This is a genomic window from Nocardia yunnanensis (assembly GCF_003626895.1).
Taxonomy (GTDB): Bacteria; Actinomycetota; Actinomycetes; order Mycobacteriales; family Mycobacteriaceae; genus Nocardia; species Nocardia yunnanensis.
In genome coordinates this window covers 3,872,069-3,893,556 of record NZ_CP032568.1, presented here as the reverse complement: position 1 = coordinate 3,893,556, position 21,488 = coordinate 3,872,069, and the positions used below count along the sequence as shown (strand labels likewise).

At 68.1% G+C, this 21,488-nt stretch carries 21 protein-coding genes and 1 pseudogene; 12 read left to right on the top strand and 10 right to left on the bottom strand.

What is annotated here, in order from left to right; translation table 11 throughout:
- Window positions 1–11: 11 nt before the first annotated feature.
- From D7D52_RS18195 to D7D52_RS18185, 3 genes are all read left to right on the top strand, one after another.
- Complete coding sequence (locus tag D7D52_RS18195; protein ID WP_162958387.1) at window positions 12–1,481, top strand: glycosyltransferase family 39 protein; 1,470 nt, start codon at window positions 12–14, stop codon at window positions 1,479–1,481.
- A gap of 32 nt (window positions 1,482–1,513) precedes the next feature.
- Complete coding sequence (locus D7D52_RS18190) at window positions 1,514–2,443, top strand: glucosyl-3-phosphoglycerate synthase (protein ID WP_120737999.1); 930 nt, start codon at window positions 1,514–1,516, stop codon at window positions 2,441–2,443.
- Window positions 2,444–2,562: 119 nt separating this feature from the next.
- Window positions 2,563–3,834: a PucR family transcriptional regulator gene (locus D7D52_RS18185; protein ID WP_120744225.1), complete on the top strand. Its 1,272-nt coding sequence runs from the start codon at window positions 2,563–2,565 to the stop codon at window positions 3,832–3,834.
- 61 nt (window positions 3,835–3,895) lie between these two features.
- Here the strand turns inward: D7D52_RS18185 and D7D52_RS18180 are convergent.
- Window positions 3,896–4,117, bottom strand: a pseudogene (locus D7D52_RS18180) (FMN-binding glutamate synthase family protein); the annotation flags it as partial.
- 102 nt (window positions 4,118–4,219) lie between these two features.
- Window positions 4,220–5,065 (bottom strand): 4,5-DOPA-extradiol-dioxygenase, encoded by an 846-nt coding sequence (ygiD, locus tag D7D52_RS18175; RefSeq protein ID WP_120744224.1) that lies wholly within the window; start codon window positions 5,063–5,065, stop codon window positions 4,220–4,222.
- A 235-nt stretch (window positions 5,066–5,300) separates the two neighbouring features.
- On the opposite strand from ygiD, the gene D7D52_RS18170 reads away from it, so the two are divergent.
- Both D7D52_RS18170 and D7D52_RS18165 read left to right on the top strand, forming a co-directional pair.
- Window positions 5,301–6,437, top strand: coding sequence for a PucR family transcriptional regulator (locus tag D7D52_RS18170; protein ID WP_120737997.1), 1,137 nt, complete (start codon window positions 5,301–5,303; stop codon window positions 6,435–6,437).
- 116 nt (window positions 6,438–6,553) lie between these two features.
- Window positions 6,554–7,558 carry an Acg family FMN-binding oxidoreductase gene (locus D7D52_RS18165; protein ID WP_120737995.1) on the top strand — a complete coding sequence of 335 codons (1,005 nt, stop codon included), beginning with the start codon at window positions 6,554–6,556 and terminating at the stop codon, window positions 7,556–7,558.
- A 19-nt stretch (window positions 7,559–7,577) separates the two neighbouring features.
- Here the strand turns inward: D7D52_RS18165 and D7D52_RS18160 are convergent, their stop codons facing one another.
- The gene (locus D7D52_RS18160; RefSeq protein ID WP_120737993.1) at window positions 7,578–8,882 is read right to left on the bottom strand and encodes an alpha/beta hydrolase; all 1,305 of its coding nucleotides are present in this window, start codon (window positions 8,880–8,882) and stop codon (window positions 7,578–7,580) included.
- Window positions 8,879–10,006: a bifunctional lysylphosphatidylglycerol flippase/synthetase MprF gene (locus D7D52_RS18155; RefSeq protein ID WP_162958386.1), complete on the bottom strand. Its 1,128-nt coding sequence runs from the start codon at window positions 10,004–10,006 to the stop codon at window positions 8,879–8,881. The genes D7D52_RS18160 and D7D52_RS18155 overlap by 4 nt, the downstream gene beginning before the upstream one ends.
- 121 nt (window positions 10,007–10,127) lie before the next feature.
- Between D7D52_RS18155 and D7D52_RS18150 the strand changes: the two genes are divergently transcribed.
- Entirely contained in the window at window positions 10,128–10,610 is a 483-nt protein-coding gene (locus D7D52_RS18150; protein WP_120737989.1) for a hypothetical protein, read from the top strand.
- Window positions 10,611–10,644: 34 nt separating this feature from the next.
- Here D7D52_RS18150 and D7D52_RS18145 read toward each other — a convergent pair whose 3' ends face one another.
- A complete protein-coding gene (locus D7D52_RS18145) occupies window positions 10,645–11,112 on the bottom strand; it encodes a VOC family protein (RefSeq protein ID WP_120737987.1) in 468 nt (155 codons plus the stop codon).
- Between the two features lie 111 nt (window positions 11,113–11,223).
- Here D7D52_RS18145 and D7D52_RS18140 point away from each other — a divergent pair, with 111 nt between their 5' ends.
- Window positions 11,224–12,219 (top strand): helix-turn-helix transcriptional regulator, encoded by a 996-nt coding sequence (locus tag D7D52_RS18140; protein ID WP_120744223.1) that lies wholly within the window; start codon window positions 11,224–11,226, stop codon window positions 12,217–12,219.
- On the opposite strand, the gene D7D52_RS18135 is transcribed toward D7D52_RS18140, so the two are convergent.
- The gene (locus D7D52_RS18135; protein WP_120737985.1) at window positions 12,212–12,859 is read right to left on the bottom strand and encodes a TetR/AcrR family transcriptional regulator; all 648 of its coding nucleotides are present in this window, start codon (window positions 12,857–12,859) and stop codon (window positions 12,212–12,214) included. The two genes, D7D52_RS18140 and D7D52_RS18135, sit on opposite strands and share 8 nt — an antisense overlap.
- 484 nt (window positions 12,860–13,343) lie before the next feature.
- On the opposite strand from D7D52_RS18135, the gene D7D52_RS18130 reads away from it, so the two are divergent.
- Entirely contained in the window at window positions 13,344–14,975 is a 1,632-nt protein-coding gene (locus D7D52_RS18130; protein WP_120744222.1) for an ABC-F family ATP-binding cassette domain-containing protein, read from the top strand.
- A 187-nt stretch (window positions 14,976–15,162) separates the two neighbouring features.
- Window positions 15,163–15,408, top strand: a complete 246-nt coding sequence (locus D7D52_RS18125; RefSeq protein WP_120737983.1) for a helix-turn-helix domain-containing protein — start codon at window positions 15,163–15,165, stop codon at window positions 15,406–15,408.
- A gap of 93 nt (window positions 15,409–15,501) precedes the next feature.
- Here the strand turns inward: D7D52_RS18125 and D7D52_RS18120 are convergent, their stop codons facing one another.
- The 4 genes from D7D52_RS18120 to D7D52_RS18105 form a co-directional block, all read right to left on the bottom strand.
- Window positions 15,502–16,461: an MvdC/MvdD family ATP grasp protein gene (locus tag D7D52_RS18120; RefSeq protein ID WP_120737981.1), complete on the bottom strand. Its 960-nt coding sequence runs from the start codon at window positions 16,459–16,461 to the stop codon at window positions 15,502–15,504.
- 11 nt (window positions 16,462–16,472) lie between these two features.
- Entirely contained in the window at window positions 16,473–16,934 is a 462-nt protein-coding gene (locus D7D52_RS18115; protein ID WP_120737979.1) for a hypothetical protein, read from the bottom strand.
- A 192-nt stretch (window positions 16,935–17,126) separates the two neighbouring features.
- Window positions 17,127–17,543: an acyl-CoA thioesterase gene (locus D7D52_RS18110; RefSeq protein ID WP_120737977.1), complete on the bottom strand. Its 417-nt coding sequence runs from the start codon at window positions 17,541–17,543 to the stop codon at window positions 17,127–17,129.
- A gap of 139 nt (window positions 17,544–17,682) precedes the next feature.
- Window positions 17,683–18,180 carry a cupin domain-containing protein gene (locus D7D52_RS18105; protein WP_246023923.1) on the bottom strand — a complete coding sequence of 166 codons (498 nt, stop codon included), beginning with the start codon at window positions 18,178–18,180 and terminating at the stop codon, window positions 17,683–17,685.
- Between the two features lie 70 nt (window positions 18,181–18,250).
- Between D7D52_RS18105 and D7D52_RS18100 the strand changes: the two genes are divergently transcribed.
- The 3 genes from D7D52_RS18100 (at window position 18,251) to D7D52_RS18090 (ending at window position 21,483) form a co-directional block, all read left to right on the top strand.
- Complete coding sequence (locus tag D7D52_RS18100) at window positions 18,251–18,757, top strand: MarR family winged helix-turn-helix transcriptional regulator (protein ID WP_162958385.1); 507 nt, start codon at window positions 18,251–18,253, stop codon at window positions 18,755–18,757.
- 81 nt (window positions 18,758–18,838) lie between these two features.
- The gene (locus D7D52_RS18095; RefSeq protein WP_120737971.1) at window positions 18,839–20,059 is read left to right on the top strand and encodes an acyl-CoA dehydrogenase family protein; all 1,221 of its coding nucleotides are present in this window, start codon (window positions 18,839–18,841) and stop codon (window positions 20,057–20,059) included.
- A complete protein-coding gene (locus D7D52_RS18090; RefSeq protein WP_120744221.1) occupies window positions 20,056–21,483 on the top strand; it encodes an LLM class flavin-dependent oxidoreductase in 1,428 nt (475 codons plus the stop codon). The genes D7D52_RS18095 and D7D52_RS18090 overlap by 4 nt, the downstream gene beginning before the upstream one ends.
- The last annotated feature ends 5 nt before the right edge of the window (window positions 21,484–21,488 follow it).

Here is a 21,488-nt window from a genome sequence, read left to right as displayed (position 1 = left end):
CGGTCGTGGGCGTGACGGCGATACTGTTGCTGGCCAGGTGTGCCCGCTACGACTATTTCGGCGACGAACTCTATTTCGTCTCGGCCGGGCGGCGGCCGGCCGTCGGCTATGTCGACCAAGGGCCGCTGGTACCGATGCTAGCCCGGGCCGCGGACGTGATCGCGCCGCATTCCCCGGCCGCGCTGCGGATTCCCGCCATCGTCGCGGCGGTGACGGCGATCGCGGTGACCGCGCTGACGGCACGGGAGCTCGGCGGCGGTCGGCGTGCGCAGCTCCTGGCGGCCTCGGTCTTCGCCACCTGTCCTTTCCTGGTTGTCCAAGCTGCCGCGTTGTCGACCTTCGCCTTCGACGCGACGTTGTCGGCGGTGGCGGTCTGGCTGCTGATCCGCTGGACCCGGACGGGCCGCGACGCCGCCGTGGTCGCGGCGGCCGTGGTCGTGGTCGTCGATATTCAGGTCAAGCTGCTCGTGGCGGTGCTCCTGGTCGGGCTGGCGGCGGGATTCGTGTTCGCGGGACCGCGAATCGTGGTGCGACGCCGCGCATTGTGGGCCTCGGCCGGGATCCTCGCCGTGTCGTCCGCACCGGCGCTGTGGTGGCAGAGCACTCATGGCTGGCCGCAACTCGCCATGGGTGCGGTCATCGACCAGGAGCAGCAATCTGCGACCGGTGGGGTTGCGGGACTGCCGCTGCAGATCGTCCTGCTGGCCGGACTCGTCGGCGTCCCGATGGCACTGGTCGGATGCTGGACGCTCGCGGTCGAATCGGAGTGGCGCAGATACCGATTCGTCGTTGTCGCGGTTGCGGTGCAGATCGGGTTCGTGGTGGCGGTCGATGGTCGGCCGTACTATCTGGCGGGGTATCTGCCCGTGCTCTTCGCTGCGGGGGCGACTCGTCTCGTGGGGCGGGCGGGCCCACTGTCGCCTCGGGCAATGGGGCGTGTCCTGATCACTTCGACGGCGATGGCCGCCGCTGTGGCCCTTGTTCTGGTGTGCGCACTTCCGCGCCCGGACTCGCAGCTCTATCGGCCCACCACCGATGCCGCCGAATTGTCCACGCGAATGCGAGTGTTCGGCACCAGCGGGTGGGACCGGTTGACCGCAGCCGTGACGAATGCCTACCGCAGCCTGCCACCCGAACAGGCGGCCCATACTGTCGTGGTCGCCCAAAACTATTGGCAAGCATCTGCATTGGACATTATGGCTGCGGATCCGCTGCCGGTCTACAGCGCCAACCGAGGTTTCGCACAGTTCGGGACGCCGCCCGCAGCAATGACTTCGGCGCTGTACGTCAGCGCTGGAGATGCCGAATCGCTGCTGCGCCGGTCGTTTTCGACCGTGCGATTGCTCTCGCGGCTCGACGATCCGCGCGGATTTCCCGGCATCGACCGTTCGGTCGACCTCTGGCTGTGCGACGAGCCCAGACGACCGTGGCCGCAGCTGTGGTCCGAGATGACGACGAACACCTTCGCAACCGGCCTGTGAACCGTGATTCTCCACGACGACAAGGAGCGCCGATGACCCTGCCCGCCAACGACTTCGCCCGATACGAGCGTCCCTGGACGCTACCCGAGCTCATCGACCGCAAGGACGGACGCGGCGTGTCGGTGGTCCTACCGGCATTGAACGAGGAGAACACCGTCGCCGGCGTGATCGAATCGATCCGGCCGCTGCTCGGCGGTCTCGTCGACGAGATACTCGTCGTCGACTCCGGCTCGACCGACCGCACCCGCGCTCGCGCACGCGGTGCGGGCGCGAGGGTGTACACCCTCGACGAGGCGCTGCCGGGCCTCCCGTCGCGGCCGGGCAAGGGGGAAGTCCTGTGGCGATCGCTGGCGGTGGCCGGCGGCGACCTCATCGTGTTCATCGACTCCGACCTGGTCGCTCCCGACCCGAAGTTCGTGCCCGCACTGGTGGCGCCGCTGCTGTTCGAGGATCATCTGCGCCTGGTGAAAGGCTGCTATCGCCGTGCGCTGCACAATGATTCGGTCTACGACCGCGACGGCGGCGGGCGCGTCACCCAGCTGGTAGCGCGACCATTGCTGGCCGCGCTCGCGCCCGCCCTCGCCGAACTGGCTCAACCACTGGGCGGGGAATACGCCGCCACTCGTGGGCTGCTCACCTCCATTCCCTTCGCGCCCGGTTACGGGGTGGAGATCGGCATTCTCATCGACTGCTGGCGACGTCACGGGCTGTGCTCGATCACCGAGGTCGACCTCGGCGCCCGCGTGCATCGCAACCGTCCGATACCCGAACTCGCCGCGATGAGCCGGCAGGTGATCGCCACGCTCCTGCACCGGCTCGACATTCCGGATTCCGGTGCGCCGCTGCCACAGTTCGAGCGTGCGGGTTCGAACCGGCGACGGTTTCTCAGTGAGGTCGGCCCGGCCGACCGCCCGCCCATGGCGACGGTGGCGAATCGGCCCATCGCGTCCCTCGCGCTGTGAGAAATCACAGAACCGAGGACGGGGTATTTGCTGACTATTCACGGACCGATCGTGAGCACGTCCGGCCGGTCCGGCGGCTCGGTAGCTTCGGTGCGTAGTCGGGGCGGAAGGAGAACATGATGTCGCTCGTCGATTCGACCGGTTCCGGGTTGACGGTGGCGGGCATGCCGCTGTCGCGGCCGTTGCAGGACGTGCGCGAGCTGTCGCGGCGGCTGGTCGGCCATTTCGTGGAGACCGTGGTGCCGTGCGCGACACTGCCGGGCGACGCGCTGCGCGGCGACGTCACCATCATCACCCGCACCTGCCTGGAACTGGCGGCGAGCATGCTGGACGGCCGCGACCTGCCCGAGAAGACCAGGCGTCTCGAAGTCGCGGCCGCCCAGTGGGCCCGCGAGGGCATCCCGATCGACACCATCCACCACGCCATCCACGAAGGATTCCGGGTCGGCCAAGACCTCGTGATGGCCGGGGCGTCGAGCATGTACACCCGCAAGGTCGGTCCTGACGGTGCGCTGGTGTTGACTGCGGAGGATTATGCCAATCTGATGGGCGGCGCGAAACTCGTTGTGGACCTGCTGGATCGGATGACGACCACGGTCTCGGTGGCTTATATGCGCGAATTGCGCGCGGTGGTCAGCGAGCACCACACCGCGGTGCACACCCTGACCTCCGCCCTGCTCGGCGGCCACAGCACCTCCACCATGGCCAGGGAATGCGGCATCGAGATCGCCGGCTCGTATCGCGTACTGGCCGTGGCGATTCCACCGCACCCCGACGAACGCAACCCGATACTCGACAGCCGCGTGGTCGCCCGCCGCAAGCTGCGGCGCACACAGGCCGAACTGGCCTCCCGCTACCCGGAACAAGCCTTGTCGCTGCTGAGCGTCGACGGCGGCACCATCCTGATCCCGGTGGACGTGCTGCCCGACGACCGACTCGACGAATTCGTCGCCCACCTCTCCCGCGCCGCCCACGTTCCCATCACCGCGACCGTGATCGAAGCCGCGCCACAACAGATCCCCATCGCGACCGATCAGGTCCACGCCCTGCTCGACATGGCCCAGCGGCTGAAACTCGAACACGGCCTCTACCGCTTCGACGACCTGTCCCTCGAATTCCAGCTCACCCGCCCCGGCCCCGCCCGCGACCACCTCGGCACCCTGCTCGACCCGCTCGACGAATACCCCGAACTCCTGCAAACCCTCCAAATGCACATAAGCAACAACCTCAACCGCCAACGCACCGCCCGAATCCTGCACGTACACACCAACACCATCGACTACCGCCTGAAACGAATAGGCCAACTAACCGGCTTCGACCCCTGCCACACCACCGGCCTCTGGTACCTACGCTCCGCTCTGGTAGCCCGCAGCTACCGCGAAACCAACTGACCAGACCAGAGTAGAACGGGCCACTGTCGACCCCGTCTCACGAATGGGCTGGACCGATCGGTCAACGGTAGCGGCCGGGGATCCAGTCGGTGCCCGTGAGCGGAACCCTTGCCATGGCGGCGGATTCGACGGTGAGGGCTACCAGCTCTTCGGGTTCGAGGTGGTGGAGGTGGGATTTGCCGCAGGCGCGGGCCAGGAGTTGGGCTTCCATGGTGAGGACGCGCAGGTAGTTGGCGACGCGGCGGGCGCCGTCGAGGGGGTCGAGGCGGGCGGCGAGGGCGGGTCGCCGCCCGGGCACGCCACCGTCTCCCTGCTCGACACCCAGGACCCCGCTGCTCTACATGCTCGAGGGGCCGACCCCTGCCGGGGTGATCGACTTTCCTTGTCACACATTGCTTTCCGTGGCGGGGACGTCGTCAGGCAGGGGTGGTGCGCCGCCGTCGCCGGCGGTGTGGGCATCGGGGCAGTCGGCGTCGAGGGTGTAGGAGGTCATCGACAGGGAGCCGGCGGCGTAGCCGTCGACGAGGGTGTGCAGGGGGTGGGTGTCGGCGAGGCCGGCGATGTAGAGGAGGGGTAGGAAGTGGTCGGGGGTGGGGACGGCTGCGTCGAAGTCGCGGTGGGCGTCGAGGGCGGCGACTTCGGTGGGGTGGTTGCCGGTGAGGAGGGTGCGGGCGGCGTCGTCGAAGCGCATCGCCCAGTCGTAGCCGGTGTCGGGATGGCGGGGGTCGATGGCGCGCAGGTTGTGGACGATATTGCCGCTGCCGATGATGAGGACTCCGTCGCGGCGCAGCGGGGCGAGTTTGCGGCCGAGTTCGAGGTGGTGGTCGAAGTCCTTGAACGCGTTGAGCGACAACTGCACGACGGGGATGGAGGCGTCGGGGAAGGCGTGCACCAGCACCGACCAGGTGCCGTGGTCGATGCCCCAGCTGTCGAGGTCGCTGCCGACCCAGGTGGGTTTGACGACGTCGGCGACCTGTTCGGCCAGGGCGGGCAGGCCGGGCGCGGGGTAGCGCACCTCGAACAGTTCGGGCGGGAATCCGTAGAAGTCGTGGATGGTGCGTGGGCGCGGCATGGCGGTGACCGCGGTGGCGTTGGTGTACCAGTGCGCGGAGATCACCAGGATCGCGCGCGGGCGCTGGACCGATTGCCCGAACACGCGCCAGGCCTCGGTGTAGCGGTTGCGTTCCAAGGCGTTCATGGGGTTGCCGTGCCCGATGAACGCCGCCGGCATGGTGGGTGTGCTCACTATCGTCCCTCCAGGGGGTAGGCACGTATTCCGGGCGAACAGCCTTGGTGGCGAACAACTATCGCACACGAATGTGCGATGGCATGCGCTCCGCGATCCCAGCGCGCGGCGTGGCGCCGGTCGAGGTCGAGAGGTTGCTACGGTTGATACGGAGTAGCCCAGTGTGTCCCAGTCTCGGTCCTGATAGACGATCCGACTCGAGCCAGTGTGGAGGCTGCGGATGACGGTCCCGTCGGTCCCACCGTTCGGCCAAGCTGACTACGAGAATCTCGCGCGGCACCTGTGGCGGCGATTCCTCCGCGAGATCCCGGCCTACCGGGGGATCTCCGAACGCCGGATCGTGCCCTCGATGGTGGCGGCGCTGGGACGGATCGATGCCGCGGTGCGGGCACGGCGTGCCTTCACCGCAGCCGAACTCGACGAGTTCCAGGACTACGGCCGGTTGCGCGCCCGGCTCGGCGTTCCGCTCGAGGCGGTGCTGCGGGGCTGGCAGATCATGATTTCGGAGATCATCGAGCGGATCGGCGGGCGCGAGACCTGGCAGCAGTTGCCCGGCTCGGCATTGATGTCGGTGGTCAGCGCGCTGTTGGCCGCCTCCGATGCCGCCACCGTGGCGTTGAGCGCGGGGCACCGCGAGGTACAGGCGCAACTCGACCGCGGTCAGGACAGCCGACGCGACGATCTGATCCGGAGTCTCGTTGCCGGACAGTTCACGACCGACGAATTGCGTGGGCACGCAAAGGATCTCGGACTCCGGACGGAGGGGCTGCGGGCGGCGTTCCGGGTCATCGGCTCCGACCCCGCCTACACCGAATGGACGCTGCGCCAGTGCCCGGCCTGCCGGCCACCGCACGGGCTGACCGCGTTGCTGGAAGGGGATGCGGTCGGCTTCTACGATCCGCGGGTGGCCGACCTGCCGCTACCGGACGGATACGTCGGTGTCGGACCGACGACGAAACTGCCGGAATTGACGCGCTCGTTTCGGATTGCCGGGCGCGTCGCCGAAACAGCGAATCTGTTCGCGCTCCCGGGACGGCACACCCTCGACGAGATCGGCCTGCTCGTCGCGGTCGTGGGGGATCCCGATATCGGCGCGGCCATGGCCGGCAAGTACCTCACGCCTCTCGACCACGACGAGGCATCACCGATTCTCGACACCGTCGACTGCTATCTCTCGGCGGGCCTGAACGCCTCCGAGACCGCCAACCGCATGTTCCTGCACCACAACACCGTGCGGCATCGACTGACCAGGTTCGAGGAACTGACCGGGGTCAGCCTCAAGGACCCGCACGTCGCGCTGCAGGTGTGGTGGGCGCTGCGCTATCGCGAACTGCGGGCGCGGCCACGCGAACAGTGAGAAATTCCGATACGGCGTCCGCGATGGTGTGAACTTTTCCGAATCAGGGGCCCCTGCCTGGGCGTTGTCGCTAGTGCGCAGGCATGACGGAGGTTCCGACGAAAGGTTCGAACACCATGGACGACCGGCCCGGTTTGGCGCGCGCGTTCGAAGCCGCCGTGCAGATGGCGGTACGGGCGCCATCGGTGCACAACAGTCAACCGTGGCGGTGGCGGTTGGAGGGGAAGAACATTCACCTGGATGCCGACCCCACACGCCATTTGCCCGTGACCGATCCGACCACCCGCGCGCTGCTGATGAGCTGCGGTGCGGCGCTGCACCACATGCGCGTGGCACTGGCCGCGCTGGGCTGGCAGACCCGGGTCGACCGGCTGCCCGACCCGGAAGATCCGAACCGACTCGCGACACTCGAAGCCCGCCCCGGGCAGGCCGCACAGTCCGATATCGATCTCGCCGCGGCGATCCCGCACCGGCAGTCGGACCGACGCCGTTACGATTCGCGCGGCGTTTCGGGCGCGCATCTGCGGCAGGTGTCGGCGGTCGCGCCCAAGATCGGCGCGGCAGCCCGTCAGGTCCCCGGCCTCCTGCGCGGGGCGCTGGCCCAGGCCGCGTCGGCGTGCGCTCAACGCCACGCTCGCGACCCGCGGTACCAACGCGAACTGCACGTATGGAGCGGACGGCACCGCAGCGCCGACGGCGTCCCCGCCGCCAATACCCCACCCACGCGGGTGGATGACGAGATCGTGCTGCGAACCTTCGACAACCCCGAATTGGCCGACACGCAAACCGATTCCGACGGTGCGGAATGGCTGGTGATCTGCACCCCGGCCGATGACCGGCTCGCGTGTTTGAAGGCCGGCGAGGCCACGAGCGCCGTCCTGCTCACCGCCACCGGTCTCGGCCTCGCGAGCTGCGTACAGACCGAGCCGCTGAGCATGCCGGATCTGGCTGCGGCCCTGCGCACCGAGGTTCTGCACGATTGCGCGTTCCCGCAAGCCATGGTGCGGATCGGCTGGACGCCCGCCACCGCCGCGCCGCTGCCTATCACTCCACGCCGGCCCACCGCCGACATCATCGACGATCCGCAGTGCACCGGATCACGCTCGATTCCGCACCGATGATGCGGCTATTTGCCGACCGTCATCCCGACGTGAGACCGAGTCGGTGGGTGAGCCAGGGCATCTGCCGTGCGAGAGCCGTGGACCAGACTCGCCAGTCGTGGCCTCCGGACACCAGGTGGCAGTCGACCGACGCGATCGAGCCAACTGCTTTGGCGCACAATGCTTCCTGATCCGGTCGGTATCGATCGTCGGAGGCGCCGACCACGAAGACACCCGCGCTGTCGGAGTAACGGCGGGTGCCGAGTTGATCGGCGGGGTTGACCGAACGGAACGCGGAGTCGTTGCCGTGGAAGGCCTTCGCCACGGTTCGCGCGCGGTCGCCGAGGGTCGGCTCCGCTTGGCCGGAGAAATCCAGGAACGTCGGGTACACCTCGGGTGCGGTGGTCGCCAGTTGCAGTGCGCAGGTGCCGCCGTAGGACGCACCCGCGATCGCCCAGGCTCGATGGTCGGGATTCACCCGCAGATGAGCCGTGATCCAGGCGGGCAGGTCTCGGGTCAAGTATCCGGCGGCATTGCCCAGCGCGGAATCCATGCACAGCGGGTTCGCGAGAGCGCCACCGGTGGCGTCGGGCATGACGATCACCGGAGCCAAGCCGTGGTGGGCGGCCGCGAAACTGTCCATCGTGTCGGCCAAGCGCCCGGACACGAGCCAGTCCTCGGGCGCGCCTGGCTGGCCGTGCAGGAGCACGAGGACCGGCAAAACCGGTTGCGGATCGGCGAAGTACGCGGGCGGGAGGAAGATTCGCGCATCGCGCCCGGCGAATCCGGAGGTAGTTCCCGCGACAGTGGCGACCGCGACCGCACCTTGGTGAGGCAGTTCTCCTTCCGGCCGCCACGCCTCTTCCAACGGCTCGCCTTCGACCGTTCCCCGTGTCGGCGCCGGCAATTCCGCCAGCGTCACCCGCGGTGAGCCCACGTATCCGAACACGGCACCCAGCGTTGGGTACGGGGCGTAAACCAGATTCATCTGCGTGACCGCCGCCAGCAGCACCGCGAGCACCGCGCACCCGGTTACCAACTGGCCCTTGCGATCTGCTGCCATCGCACGGGGGATCAGAAGGATCAGAGCGGCGATCACTATGCCCGCCCAGAAGTGAATCCGTGGTGGCAGCGGGTCCGGAAACGGTTTCCACCACTCCTCGATCACCATGGCGGCACCCGCGGTGAGCGCCGTTGCCGCTGCCAGTGCGGTCGGCATCGCGATGCGCCGAAACCAGCGTCGGCGACCGCCCACGAGCCACACCGCACCGGCCGCACCTGCGCCGAGCGCAACCCATGGCAGCGGCCCGTCGATCAGCGACAGCGAGGCGAACGGCCAGGTCATGAGGTCCGGTTCGCGAATGCCCGGGCAGTGGCGAGCATCAACTCCGCGCGCCGACCAGGCAAGTACGCGCCGGCGACAGCGGCACCCACCCGCGGGGCGTGGCGTCGTCTCGGGAAGCAGATGTACAACGGCGAGTAGGCGGGCCGGAACTTGGCCTTGTAGGCGGCCAGGCTCGCGAATCCGTACAGCGGTTCCAACACGCGTGCGGTGGCCCGGAGGACACCCTGAAGCCACGTGTGGCGGGTTTCGATCCGGGAGCGATATGCCAGTGGTACGCCGGAGAGGCTGACGAATTCAGCGCCCTCGTCCTGCAGCGTGAGCAGGGCGGACGCGATGAGAAAGTCCATGGCGCAACCGAATCCGTCGGGCAGCCGCCGTTGCAGATCCAAGGTCCAGCCGATCACCGTCCCGCCGCGATGCACCGGCAGCCACGAGGTCACCGCGTGTACCCGGCCGGCCGCATCGACGGCGACGAGTACCCGCACCCGGGGATCGTCGAGCGAGGCGAGATTGCCGAGGGTGAAGCCGAGTTCGGGCAGACCTTTCTCGGCGAGCCAACGCGCACATACTTCTTCGATCTGAGCGGTGGTCTCCGCTGCAGCGCCGCGATAGTCGATCCACCGGGCGGAGACGCCGGCCGCCCGCGCTCGGTTGAGCGCCGTGCGCGCGTCCTGATACGTCTTGCCGGTGAAGGCGAGCGACCCCAGCGGGATGGTCGCGTCCTCGGCGATCTGCAGGCAAGTCCAACCGGCGGACGCCAGCAGTGCCCGAGTGTTCGCGCCGACAGCGTAGAGGCAGGGCGTCCACCCCTGCTCACGGCAGTTCCCGAGGAATCCGGTCAGGGTGCGCACCGGGTCGGGACCGACAGGTTCACCGGTCGTCACCGCCACCCGGCCGATCACCCGGAAGGCGACGAAACCATCTGCTTCGGGCTCGAACCAATATCTGTTGCCGGGCCAGGTCGTCATCCACGACATGCTGTTGGTCCCGAATCTGCTCAGCAGCGCCCGCATGCGGGCGTCGGGGCCCGCGGCGCGCAGCGACGGCTTGCCGGCAGGCGTCGAGTTCCGGCTGGAACGGTAGGAGCGGGCAAGGGGCCGAGCGAGGGAAGACGTGGGCGACACCGGACTCCTACGGTGAGTGAAATATGAAGCTTTCAGAGCGTAGGAGATGGGGATCATTTCGCGCAGGCGACTGCTCAGATCGTCACACGCATCTCGCGGCCATTGTGGGTACACCGGGGACATGATCAAGATCGGCGAGCACCTCCACCGTCGGATCCCGCGGCGCTGGAATCAGATCGAGGAATCCCGGCGCGGCATCGTCCTGGCATGGGTCGCTTTCACGCTGACCTTCGGTGGATCGCGCCTGGTCACCTGGCTGATCCAGATCGATACCCGCAATGTCGGCAATATCTCCGCCGGTGGCACGCACCTGCACCATTACCTGTGGGGGATTCTGCTGCTGGCCGGGGTCGCGATCTTCGGCATGGTCGACCGCAGCCCCCGCGCCCGGACCTGGATGGGCCTGGCGCTGGGTATCGCCTTGGCGTTGATCGTGGACGAGGCAGCGCTGCTGATCACCTTGAAGGACGTGTACTGGCAAACCGCGGGCTGGCCGAGCGTCGCCATCGGGCTGACCGTGATCGGTGTGGTCGGCTCCGCACTGGCGTTGACACACGGCGAAAGTTCGGACAGCCATGAGGATTCGGACGCCGTGCGACGGTAGCGGAGTGCGGCCGCGGCGACCGCACTCCCCGTGGTCAGCCCCGGGTGTGGTCCGCCGCGACGTCGATGATCCAGGTGACGCCGAAGCGGTCGGCGAGCATTCCGAAGGCGGGTGCCCACTGCGCGGGACCGAACTCCTCGATGACGGTGGCGCCCTTGGCGAGGCCCTCCCATATGGGGGTGACCTCGTCGATGCTCTCGCCACGGACGGAGAGGAAGAACGGCTCCTGGGTAAGAGTGGTGCCGTTCTCACGACGCGTGGTGGGTGCGCTCGGAGCGGTCGGGCGGTGCTCGCCGGGCACGTCGTAGGCCATGACCCGGAAGCCGTTGTCGGCCACGACCTGTCCGAACACGACGTCGGCCGCGCCGGGAAGCTCGGCGGGCATCCCGAAGTCCGCGTAGGTGGCGACGGCGAGTTGCCCGCCGAACACCGACTGGTAGAACTCCAGGGCCGCACGGGCCTGGCCGTGGAAGTTCAGGTGGGCGACAGCGTTGAGCGACATGGTGTTTCGTCCTTCGCGAGTGCTTCGTCGCCGGAGGCTTCCGGTGACAGGGACGACTATGCAGTCGGTACCGGACAGGGAACGTCCGCTACTTCTGGCAGGGTGAAAGCCATGCCGATCGCTTCCTCGACGACGACCTCCAGCCGATTGCTGGCGTTGCTGTCGCTATTGCAGGCCCGGAGGGACTGGCCGGGCAGTCTGCTGTCCGAGCGGTTGGGCGTCAGCGCGCGGACCGTGCGCCGCGACGTCGACCGGCTGCGTGAACTCGGCTACCTCGTCCAAGCCGTCAAGGGCCCCGACGGCGGTTACCGGCTCGAAGCCGGCAGCGACATGCCGCCACTGCTGTTCGACGAAGACCAGGCCGTGGCGCTGGCTGTGGCGTTGCGGAGCGCTGTCGTGACGGGTGCCGGCATCGAAGAGGCCGCTGTTCGTGCGTTGACCACCGTGCGGCAGGTACTGCCATCGCGATTGCGGCAGCGTGTCGACGCCCTACAGATCAGCGTGGCCGCCGACAACACCCACACCCAGGTCGACACCGGATTCCTGCTCACGCTGAGCGCCGCGATCCGAGCGCGAGAGGAACTACGGTTCGACTACCGCACGCCGGGACAAAACGAGCACGCCGAGGCGCGTGCGCCCCGCCGGGTGCAGCCTCACCACCTGGTCGTGCGGGCCGAACGCTGGTACGTCGTCGGCTGGGACCCCGACCGCGGCGACTGGCGCACCTTCCGCGCCGACCGAATGACTGTGCGAGTCCCCAACGGCCCGCGGTTCACGCCCCGGGACGTACCGGGCGGCGATGTCGCCACGTTCCTGTCGGCCCGTTTCAAAGGTTCCCAGACCACGAACGCCTGGCCCTGCCGCGGCGAAGTGATCCTCGACCTGCCGATGGCGGAGGTGGCCGCCTTCGTCGGCGATGGCGTCGTCGAGGAATGCGGTACCGCGCGAACCAGACTGACAATGGGGTCCTGGTCGTGGGGCGCCCTCGCGGCGGCACTGGTCCGCTTCGACACCGAGATCGAGGTGGTCGGCCCGCCGCAACTGCGTGCGGCGTTCGCGGAGCTGTCCCGTCGCGCCGGGCGCGCCGCGGGGCCGGAACCTAGCTGACCTCCTCGACAAGCAGGTCATCGCCGGCACGGATCGGTGACCGCGATGCCAGGTGCACACCGGCCACCCCTGCCCAGCACAAGCCGGCCGTGGTCGAGACGGCGTCGTCCTTGGGCAGCGTCTTGCCGGTGGCGGCCCAGTCTCGTGCGCACGTTTGGGCGATCGCGACCAACTCGGCGATGACCATCCCGCGGCGTTCGGTCTGCGCGAACGGATACGGGTGCAGCGCCCGCGCGAGGCTGTCGGTGCAGATCATCGCAGCCTGGCGTGCGATGCGCTGCGCCGCGGGCTCTTCCGCGACAGCGGCACCGGCGAGCAAGGCGGCGGCGCGGGGGTGGAGGTCCGCGAAGTCGAACACCGCGGCGACGGCCGCCGCCACGATCGACTGCATCCCCTCCGCGTGGTCGAGCGCCGCGGTGACTGTCTCGTCCAACACCTGCAACGCGTCGTGCAGGACTGCCAGGTACAGCTCCAACTTGCTCGAAAACGACTTGTACAACACCGGTTTGCTGATCCCGGACCGGCAGGCGACCTCTTCCATACTGGCCGCCCGGTACCCGCAGGCCGCGAACAACCCGGCCGCCGCACCCAGGATCACGCGCCGCCGCTCGCGCCGGGCCTCTCTCATTCTGACGTCCATCCGCTCACCTCCTCGACGTGCACGTTACCGATACTTCCCCCTCCGCCGATGCCGCAACCGATACGTGGCGAGGTGAGTGAGCAAGTGCCACCGTATAGTTCCGGACAATCTCAACGCCCAGGCTGCCCCCTGTATGGCCGTCAACTGAACGGTCGGTTTCACCCCGATCTCCATTTGCACACCGGAAGTGATTGTGGTGCAACTGTTTTGGGGAAGCGGCACGCGCTGGCGCGGGTTCGGCGGAAACGGTGCTCGAGGGGGTCGAATTCGGCAACGTCCGGGCCGGCAACGCGGGCTCCTGTGAGCTCTCGGACCGGCCGAATTCGGAGCGAAACCGGAGTTGGGAGCCGGTTCGGCCGGATGCCGTGCCCCTGACCTCGGGGTCTTCGGGACTTGAAGTAAAATTGGTGGTTCTTGTGTGTCGGGACGGCGCACAATCGTTCGGTTGACCACCCTTTTGCCGCTGCACCCCGAGGAGACGCTTGTGATCACCGCGACCGACCTGGAGGTCCGGGCCGGAGTCCGCACCCTGCTGACGGCGCCGGGGTCGGCGTTGCGGGTGCAGGCCGGTGATCGGATCGGGCTGGTGGGGCGCAATGGTGCGGGCAAGACCACGACGCTGCGGATTCTTGCCGGTGAGGGGGAACCTTACGCGGGGAAGGTCATCCGTTCGGGCGAAATCGGCTATTTGCCGCAGGATCCGAAGGAAGGCAATCTCGACATCCTGGCCAAGGATCGGGTGCTGTCGGCGCGCGGGCTGGACAGTCTGCTGCGCGAGATGGAGAAGCAGCAGGCGCTGATGGCCGAGGTCGCCGACGAGAAGGAACGCGACAAGGCGATCCGCAAGTACGGTCGGCTCGAGGAGCGGTTCTCGGCGCTGGGCGGGTATGTGGCCGAGAGCGAGGCGGCACGCATCTGCCACAGCCTGGCGCTGCCCGACCGGGTGCTCAACCAGGAGCTGAAGACGCTCTCCGGTGGTCAGCGTCGGCGAATCGAGTTGGCGCGCATCCTGTTCAGCGCCTCCGACGGCAGCGGCGGCAAGTCCGACACGGTGCTGCTGCTCGACGAGCCCACCAACCACCTCGACGCCGACTCCATCAACTGGCTGCGCGGATTCCTGCAGAGCCACGACGGCGGGCTCATCGTGATCTCCCACGATGTGGAGCTGCTCGGCGACGTGGTCAACAAGGTGTGGTTCCTGGATGCCGTGCGCGGTGAGGCCGACATCTACAACATGGGCTGGAAGAAATACCTCGACGCCCGCGCCACCGACGAACAGCGCCGGGTGCGCGAGCGTGCCAATGCCGAGAAGAAGGCGTCCGCGCTCAAGCAGCAGGCCGCCAAGCTCGGCGCCAAGGCCACCAAAGCCGCTGCGGCACACCAGATGGTCAAGCGCGCCGAACGCATGCTGGCCGAGGCCGACGACGTCCGCGTGGCCGACAAGGTCGCCCGCATCAAGTTCCCCGAGCCCGCCCCCTGCGGCCGGACGCCGCTGATGGCCACCAACCTGACCAAGCTCTACGGCTCGCTGGAGATCTTCACCGGCGTGAACCTGGCCATCGACAAGGGCAGCCGCGTGGTCATCCTGGGTCTCAACGGCGCCGGTAAGACCACCATGCTGCGCCTGCTGGCGGGCGTGGAGACGTTGACGGCCGGGCAGATCGATCCGGGCCGCGGCCTCAAGATCGGCTATTTCGCCCAGGAGCACGACACCCTCGACGATCAGGCGACAGTCTGGGAGAACATCCGCCACGCCGCCCCCGACGCGGGCGAGCAGGATCTGCGTGGCCTGCTGGGCGCGTTCATGTTCTCCGGCCCGCAGCTCGAACAGCCCGCGGGCACGCTGTCCGGTGGTGAGAAGACCCGTCTCGCACTGGCCGGTCTGGTCTCCTCGGCCGCGAATGTCCTTCTGCTGGACGAGCCTACGAACAACCTCGACCCGGTCTCGCGCGAGCAGGTCCTCGACGCGCTGCGCAGCTATGCCGGCGCGGTGGTGCTGGTGACCCACGACCCGGGCGCGGCCGAGGCGCTCAATCCCGAGCGCGTGATCATGCTGCCCGACGGCACCGAGGACCACTGGTCGCAGGATTACCTGGAACTCATCCAGCTGGCGTGAGATCGGCTGTCTCCCAAAAAAATGCGTGCGGCGCATGTGTGATGTCACGACGGGAATCGGACCCTCGAGCGTCTCGAGCGTGTCCGATTTGCGCAACTCGGTGATTCACATCACAGCGTTTCGTTGATCACAGCCATCCGAGTCTCTAACCTGGAATGAGGCGCCCACGGCGACTCGGAGGATAGCCATGAGTGACAGGCCCGCACAGGGTAAACCCGCATTGGGTAAAGGCACGCGCGTCACCGGGAAATCCCGCGATCGCTTGCAATCCCAGCTCAAGAAGCAGTACGAGGCCGGAGCCAGCATCCGGTCCCTGGCCCGGGAGACCGGGCGGTCGTACGGCTTCATCCACAACGTGCTGGTGGAGTCGCATGTGCAGCTCCGCAGCCGGGGTGGCGCGAACCGCCGCAAGGCCGCCAAGGCCGGCAAGTAGCGTTCCCGTTCCGGGAGAGGATTGCGAGGTCCCGGCCGGTGAAAACCGGTCGTGGACTTGCGATTCGGGACGGCTCACGATGGCGCACGCCTGTTACGGGATGACGGTCCCGTCGCCGAGAACCAGTAGATTCGCCAGACTCTGGAAAATCGGCAGACCGGTCTTGATCTCGAGATAGGCGAACTGCCCCTGGGGATTCACCTCCAGGAAGTAGAACTCGCCGTCGATGCCGACGCGCAGATCCAGCACGCCGAAGGCCAGCCCCAGCGCGCCCATGAGCGTGGTGAGCGATTTGCTCACCGAGGCGGGCAACCGGTCGGCGGTGAAGGCCACCGAGGTGTCCAGGCGCGAATCCACCCGTCCCACACCGGATTGCGAGTCGATGCGCACCACCCATTCGATGCCGTCCACCCAGACGATCCGCAGATCGCTCTCGGCGCGAATGTAGTCCTGAAAGATGGTGGGGGAGTTGCGGATCGTCGGCAGCCGGTCGAAATCACCGGGCGCGAACAGCCGCGTCTCGGTGAACGCGCCGCGGCCGGTGCCGGTGCGCTTGTAAACCACTGGGCCGGGCCGGGATTCGATGAACGCGCGCGCCTCGTCGGGATCGTTGGTGACCAGTGTCTCCGGGATTGCGAAACCCGCGCGATAGGCGGTCTCGAGTTGCACGATCTTGCGCCCGGCGGTGCGGTCGGCGCCGGGATCGTTGACCCACAGCGCCGGGACCGACCACAGCAGTCCCTGCAGGAAGCCGTCGCATTCGGCGCGGCGATAGGTGTCGTCCGCTTCGCTCAGGCCGGTCGGCACCGCACACGGGTGCGGTCGCCGCCACCAGACGGAGGTGACATCGTCGAGGCCGAAGACATGGGACAGGGCCCGATAGGAGCCGTCCGCGCCGAGCCGGAAAGTGCCGTTCTCGCGCGGGAAGTCGCGCATGTCGAGGCGAATGGGGGTGTGCCCGTGGTGTTTGCGCAGTGTGGCGCCCAGCGCGTCACCGTGCAGGTCTTCGGCTTCGGTGACGATCAGCACCGAACCCAGTGTGCGGGCGGGCATCTGCGGGCTCGTCAGTCCAGGCTGTCGCAGGCGATGCCGTCGTCGCTGCCGCGATGGGAACGGGTCTGGCAGCAGGTCATGGTGGCGCCGCCGACGCCGGGACGCGTCGTCAATTCCAGTCCGCGCGCCCAGATTTCGGTCTGGCGGTGCAGTTCGTCGTCGCCGCGAGCGGGGCTGTTCTCCGGGGCCAGGGTGAGCGGGCGGTCGGTGAGTTCGACGCGGCGGCGCTGGCTGAAATCGGCGGTGGCGCCGGTGCGTACGCGCACCAGGACCGGACGGCCCTCGCACCCGGACTGTGTGGCCACAGGATCCCACCGGGCGATGTCGAGGACATCGGTGCGGTGGAAGGTCCAGGTGCCGTCGCCGACCCGCACGCTGATACTTCGCTCGGTGGCTGCGACGAGGTAGCCAGGTAGCGGGGGCGAGGTGCTGAGGGCGGCCGTGGGTCCGGTTCGGTGCAGGGCGCCGGTCATGCGGAACTCCGATCTGCTCGGGATTTGCTGCGGGGCCGAGCGTGATCTGAATCATATCCCGCGACGGGCCGGATTCGGTCCGCAACGAAAGATTTCCGCCACCCCGGCAAACTCTGCCGAGGTCGTGGAAACCGCTCCCGCCGAAAGATTTTCGATGATCGAGAACGGCGGGTTGGACAGGCTGGCCTGCTCTCAGAGGCCGAGCAGGTCCGGCGACCCGGCCAGCGCCCGCAGCGCGGCGCCGGGATCCGCAACCAGTTTGCGAGCCTTCAGGTCCAGCATGCCGGCCACCACATCCACTCGCGCCGAGACCGTGCCGTCCAATTTCACGATCTGCTGGCGCATGTGGAAGATCTTGCCGCCGGTCCACTCGAACTCGCAGCTCACGGTGACCTCGTCGCCGAGGTGCAGTTCGCGCAGGTACTTGATGGTCTGCTCCAGCACCACCGGTCCGATGCCCGCCGCGGCCGCCTTCTCGCCGGGCACTCCGCCCGCGCGCAACAGCTCCCAGCGCGCGTGTTCGAAGTACTGCAGATAGACGGCCTGATTCAGATGACCGTTGACGTCGAGTTCGTAGCCGCGCACGGTGATGGGGACAGAGAAGGCCATAGAACTTCCAACCCGCCCACCGGCCATGATCATTCCGCGTTCGCGGTGGTCTACGGCACATCCGCCGCGGCGATCTCCGGGCTAACGGGCGTGTACGGCCGCGGCGACACGGGCGGAAGCATTTGCCAGAACAGACAATTCAGGCGCGATTGGCAGTGCGTTCGGCCCACCACTGCGGGGCTTCGACGAAGTAGTTGTCGTATTCCTGCTGTGCGTCCTGAATATCCGTGGGGGTCGCTGCGCCGGTGGCCAGCCGTTCCAGGAAACGGAAGTACCCGTGCCGCTCCACGCCCGGCGTCAGGGCGATGAGAATCCGCGCCGGGCTGTCGGGAGCCGCGCCGAAGGCGTGCGGCATGAACTTGGGCACCACGAGTGCCCCGCCCGCGCCCACGGTGACGATCTTGTCCCCGGCCAGCACCTGCAATTCGCCGTCGGCGACATAGAACAGCTCGTCGGAGAGCGTGTGATAGTGCGGCGTCGCGCCGTCCGCGCCGCGGGCCATGGTGATCTCGACCGTGCTGGACGAGCCGCCGGCCGCGTGGGAATCGATCAGCAGCCGCGCCCGCACCGGCTCACCGCCGATGGTCTCGGCGTCCTGGGGCTGGCGGATGGCGGCGGCGCGGGACGTGGTGTTCACGGCACTCTCCGAACTGTTCGATGCTTGATAATTCGCTACCGAACTATATGCCATCGAATAGAGTGTGTCCATGGCGGAGAGGAAACCCGACGCGGTGGACGCGATCCGGGAGCAGTGGCGGCAGGAACGGCCGGATCTCGACGGAGAGGCGATGGCCATCCTGTCGAGGCTGGCGCGGCTGCTGGCGGTCGGAACGCAGCAGGTCGAATCGGTGTTCACCGCGCACGGATTGCAGACCGGTGAGTTCGATGTGCTTGCGACGCTGCGGCGTTCGGGCGAGCCCTACGAGCTCACGCCCTCCGGCCTGGCGGACACGCTGATGATGTCGCGGGCGGGCATGACCGGTCGGCTGGACCGGTTGGAGCAGGCCGGGCTGGTGCGGCGCATCGCCGATCCGGGTGATCGGCGGTCGGTGAAGGTGGCGCTCACCGACCGCGGGCTGCAGCTGATCGATGTCGTGGTCACCGAGCACTTCGAGAACGAAACCCGCATGCTGTCGGTGCTTTCCGAGGCGGACCGCAAGCACCTCGACCGCATCGGCCGGCTGCTGCTGACCTCCTTCGAAACCAGGGCCTGAACCGGCGCACGACGTCACACCGTTTCAATCGCGGTGCGCATAACCGGTGCTCACCGGTGATCGGCGGGCAATCGTGTGACGATGACATCCACCGCGGCTTCCACTCCCACCGACACCGACCTGGATGCGACATTCGGGCCGATCTTCCAGCGCATCGCGCACGACGCCGTCGCCCGCGAAATCGACCGGCGGCTGCCCTACGAGGAGGTGGGATGGCTGCGGGAGGCGGGCTTCGGCGCGCTGCGGGTGCCGGTCGAATTCGGCGGGCGCGGGATCGGGGTGCGGCAGCTGTTCCGGCTGCTCATCGAGTTGGCCGCCGCGGAATCCAATCTGCCGCAAGCCCTTCGGGTGCATTTCGCCTACGTCGAGGACCTGTTGCTGGCGGAGCCGGGTCCCGAGCGGGAGCGGCGGTTGCGGGCCGTGGCGGCGGGGACGCTGGTCGGTAATGCGATCACCGAGCCCGGGGTCGGCGCGGTCGACCGCTATCGCACCCGGTTGACTCCCGGCCCGGACGGCTGGCTGCTGAACGGGACCAAGTACTACAGCACCGGGTCGCTGTACGCCGATCACATCCTCACCGCCGCCGATAGGGACGGCGAACGTGTCGGGGTGCTGGTCGACGCGCACGCGTCCGGGGTGCGCCAGCACGATGACTGGGACGGGTTCGGGCAGCGGCTGACCGCCAGCGGCACCACCGAATTCACCGATGTCGCGGTGCGGGAGGCGGACATTCTCGGGCCGGGCTACGGCACGCCGGGGCCGACCTACTCCACGGCGTACCTGCAATTGGTGCAGTTGGCGGTGCTGGCGGGCATCGCCCAGCGCGCGGAACTCGATGCGCGGCAATGGGTCTCGGCCCGCACCCGCGGCTACACTCATTCGGCGGCGGCACTGCCCCGGCAGGATCCGTTGGTGCAGCAGGTGATCGGACGATTGTCGAGCGCCGCCTACGCGGCCCGGGCGACCGTGCTCGCGGTCGCCGAACAACTCGACGAGGTGCTGGCCCACGGCGCGTCGGACCCGGACGAGCTGGTGGCGGTGGAGCTGGCGGCCGCGCAGGCGCAGCTGGCCGTGATCGATCTGGTGCTGCCGGCGACCAGCCTGCTGTTCGAGGTGGGCGGCGCCTCGATCGTGGCCGAACGTCAACGCCTGGACCGGCATTGGCGCAATGCCCGCACGATCTCGGTGCACAATCCGGCCATCCAGAAGGCCCGCGCGATCGGCGATCACCTGCTCAACGGGGCGGAGCTACCGTTCGCGTGGAGCGCGGGCGAGCGACCGGCGCCGGAGGTGGCGCGATGACCCGCCGCATCCGGTTCAACGCCTTCGACATGAACTGCGTCGCGCATCAGTCGCCTGGGCTGTGGCGGCATCCCGACGATCAGTCGCATCGTTACACCGAACTGAGCTACTGGATCGAGTTGGCGAAACTGCTCGAGCGCGGTCGTTTCGACGGCCTGTTCATCGCCGATGTGCTCGGCACCTACGACGTCTACGGCGGCGACGATGTCGCGGCGCTGCGCCAGGGCGCGCAGATCCCGGTGGCCGATCCGCTGCTGCTGGTCTCGGCCATGGCCGCCGCGACCGAGCATCTCGGGTTCGGTATCACCACCGGTACCGGGTTCGAACATCCGTATCCGTTCGCGCGGCGGCTGTCGACGCTCGATCATCTCACCGGCGGGCGCATCGGCTGGAACGTGGTGACCGGGTATCTGCCGTCGGCGGCACGCAATTTCGGCGAGGACGATCAGCTCGACCACGACGAACGCTACGACCGGGCCGACGAATACCTCGAGGTGCTCTACAAGCTGTGGGAAGGCTCGTGGGAGGACGACGCGGTCGTGCGGGACGCGGCGCGCGGGGTGTACGTGGATCCGGCGAAGGTGCATCACATCGGGCATCGCGGCACGCATTACACGGTGCCGGGCATTCACCTGTCGGAGCCGTCGCCGCAGCGGACGCCCACCATCTATCAGGCGGGGGCGTCGCCGCGCGGGGTGCGGTTCGCGGCGGAGAACGCGGAGGCGATCTTCATCGCCGGACCGTCCCAACGCATTCTGGCGCAGACGGTTTCTCGCATCCGCGATGCGCTGGAGGCGGCGGGGCGGGACCGGTACGCGGCGCGGATCTACGCGCTGGCGACCATCATCACCGATGCCACCGACGAGGCGGCCGCGCGCAAGCACGAGGAGTACGTGTCCTACGCCAGCGTCGAGGGCGGGCTGGTGTTCATGTCCGGGTGGATGGGAATCGACCTGTCCGCCTACGACCTCGACGATCCGATCGGGCAGGTGCAGAGCAACGCGATTCAGTCCGCGGTGGCCGCGTTCCAGGAATTCGACGACGACGGGCGCGAGTGGACCGTCCGCGATATCGGACGCTGGGCGGGTATCGGCGGCATGGGGCCGGTGTTCACCGGATCCGGCGGCACCGTCGCGGAGCTGCTGCTGGAATGGGCCGAGGAGACCGACCTGGACGGCTTCAACCTCGCCTACGCCATCACCCCGGGCAGCTTCGAAGACATTGTCACGCATGTGATTCCGGAACTGACGGCGCGTGGCGCGTACGCCACCGACTACGCGCCGGGAACGCTGCGCGAGAAGCTGCTGGCCCGCGGGGACCGGCTGCCCGCCGAGCATCGCGGCGCCCGCTACCGGCTGGGCGGCCCCGACTCGACCGCGCTGCCCGATGCCGTCTCCCGGCCCGGATCCGTCCTCGTCCCCTGATCGAC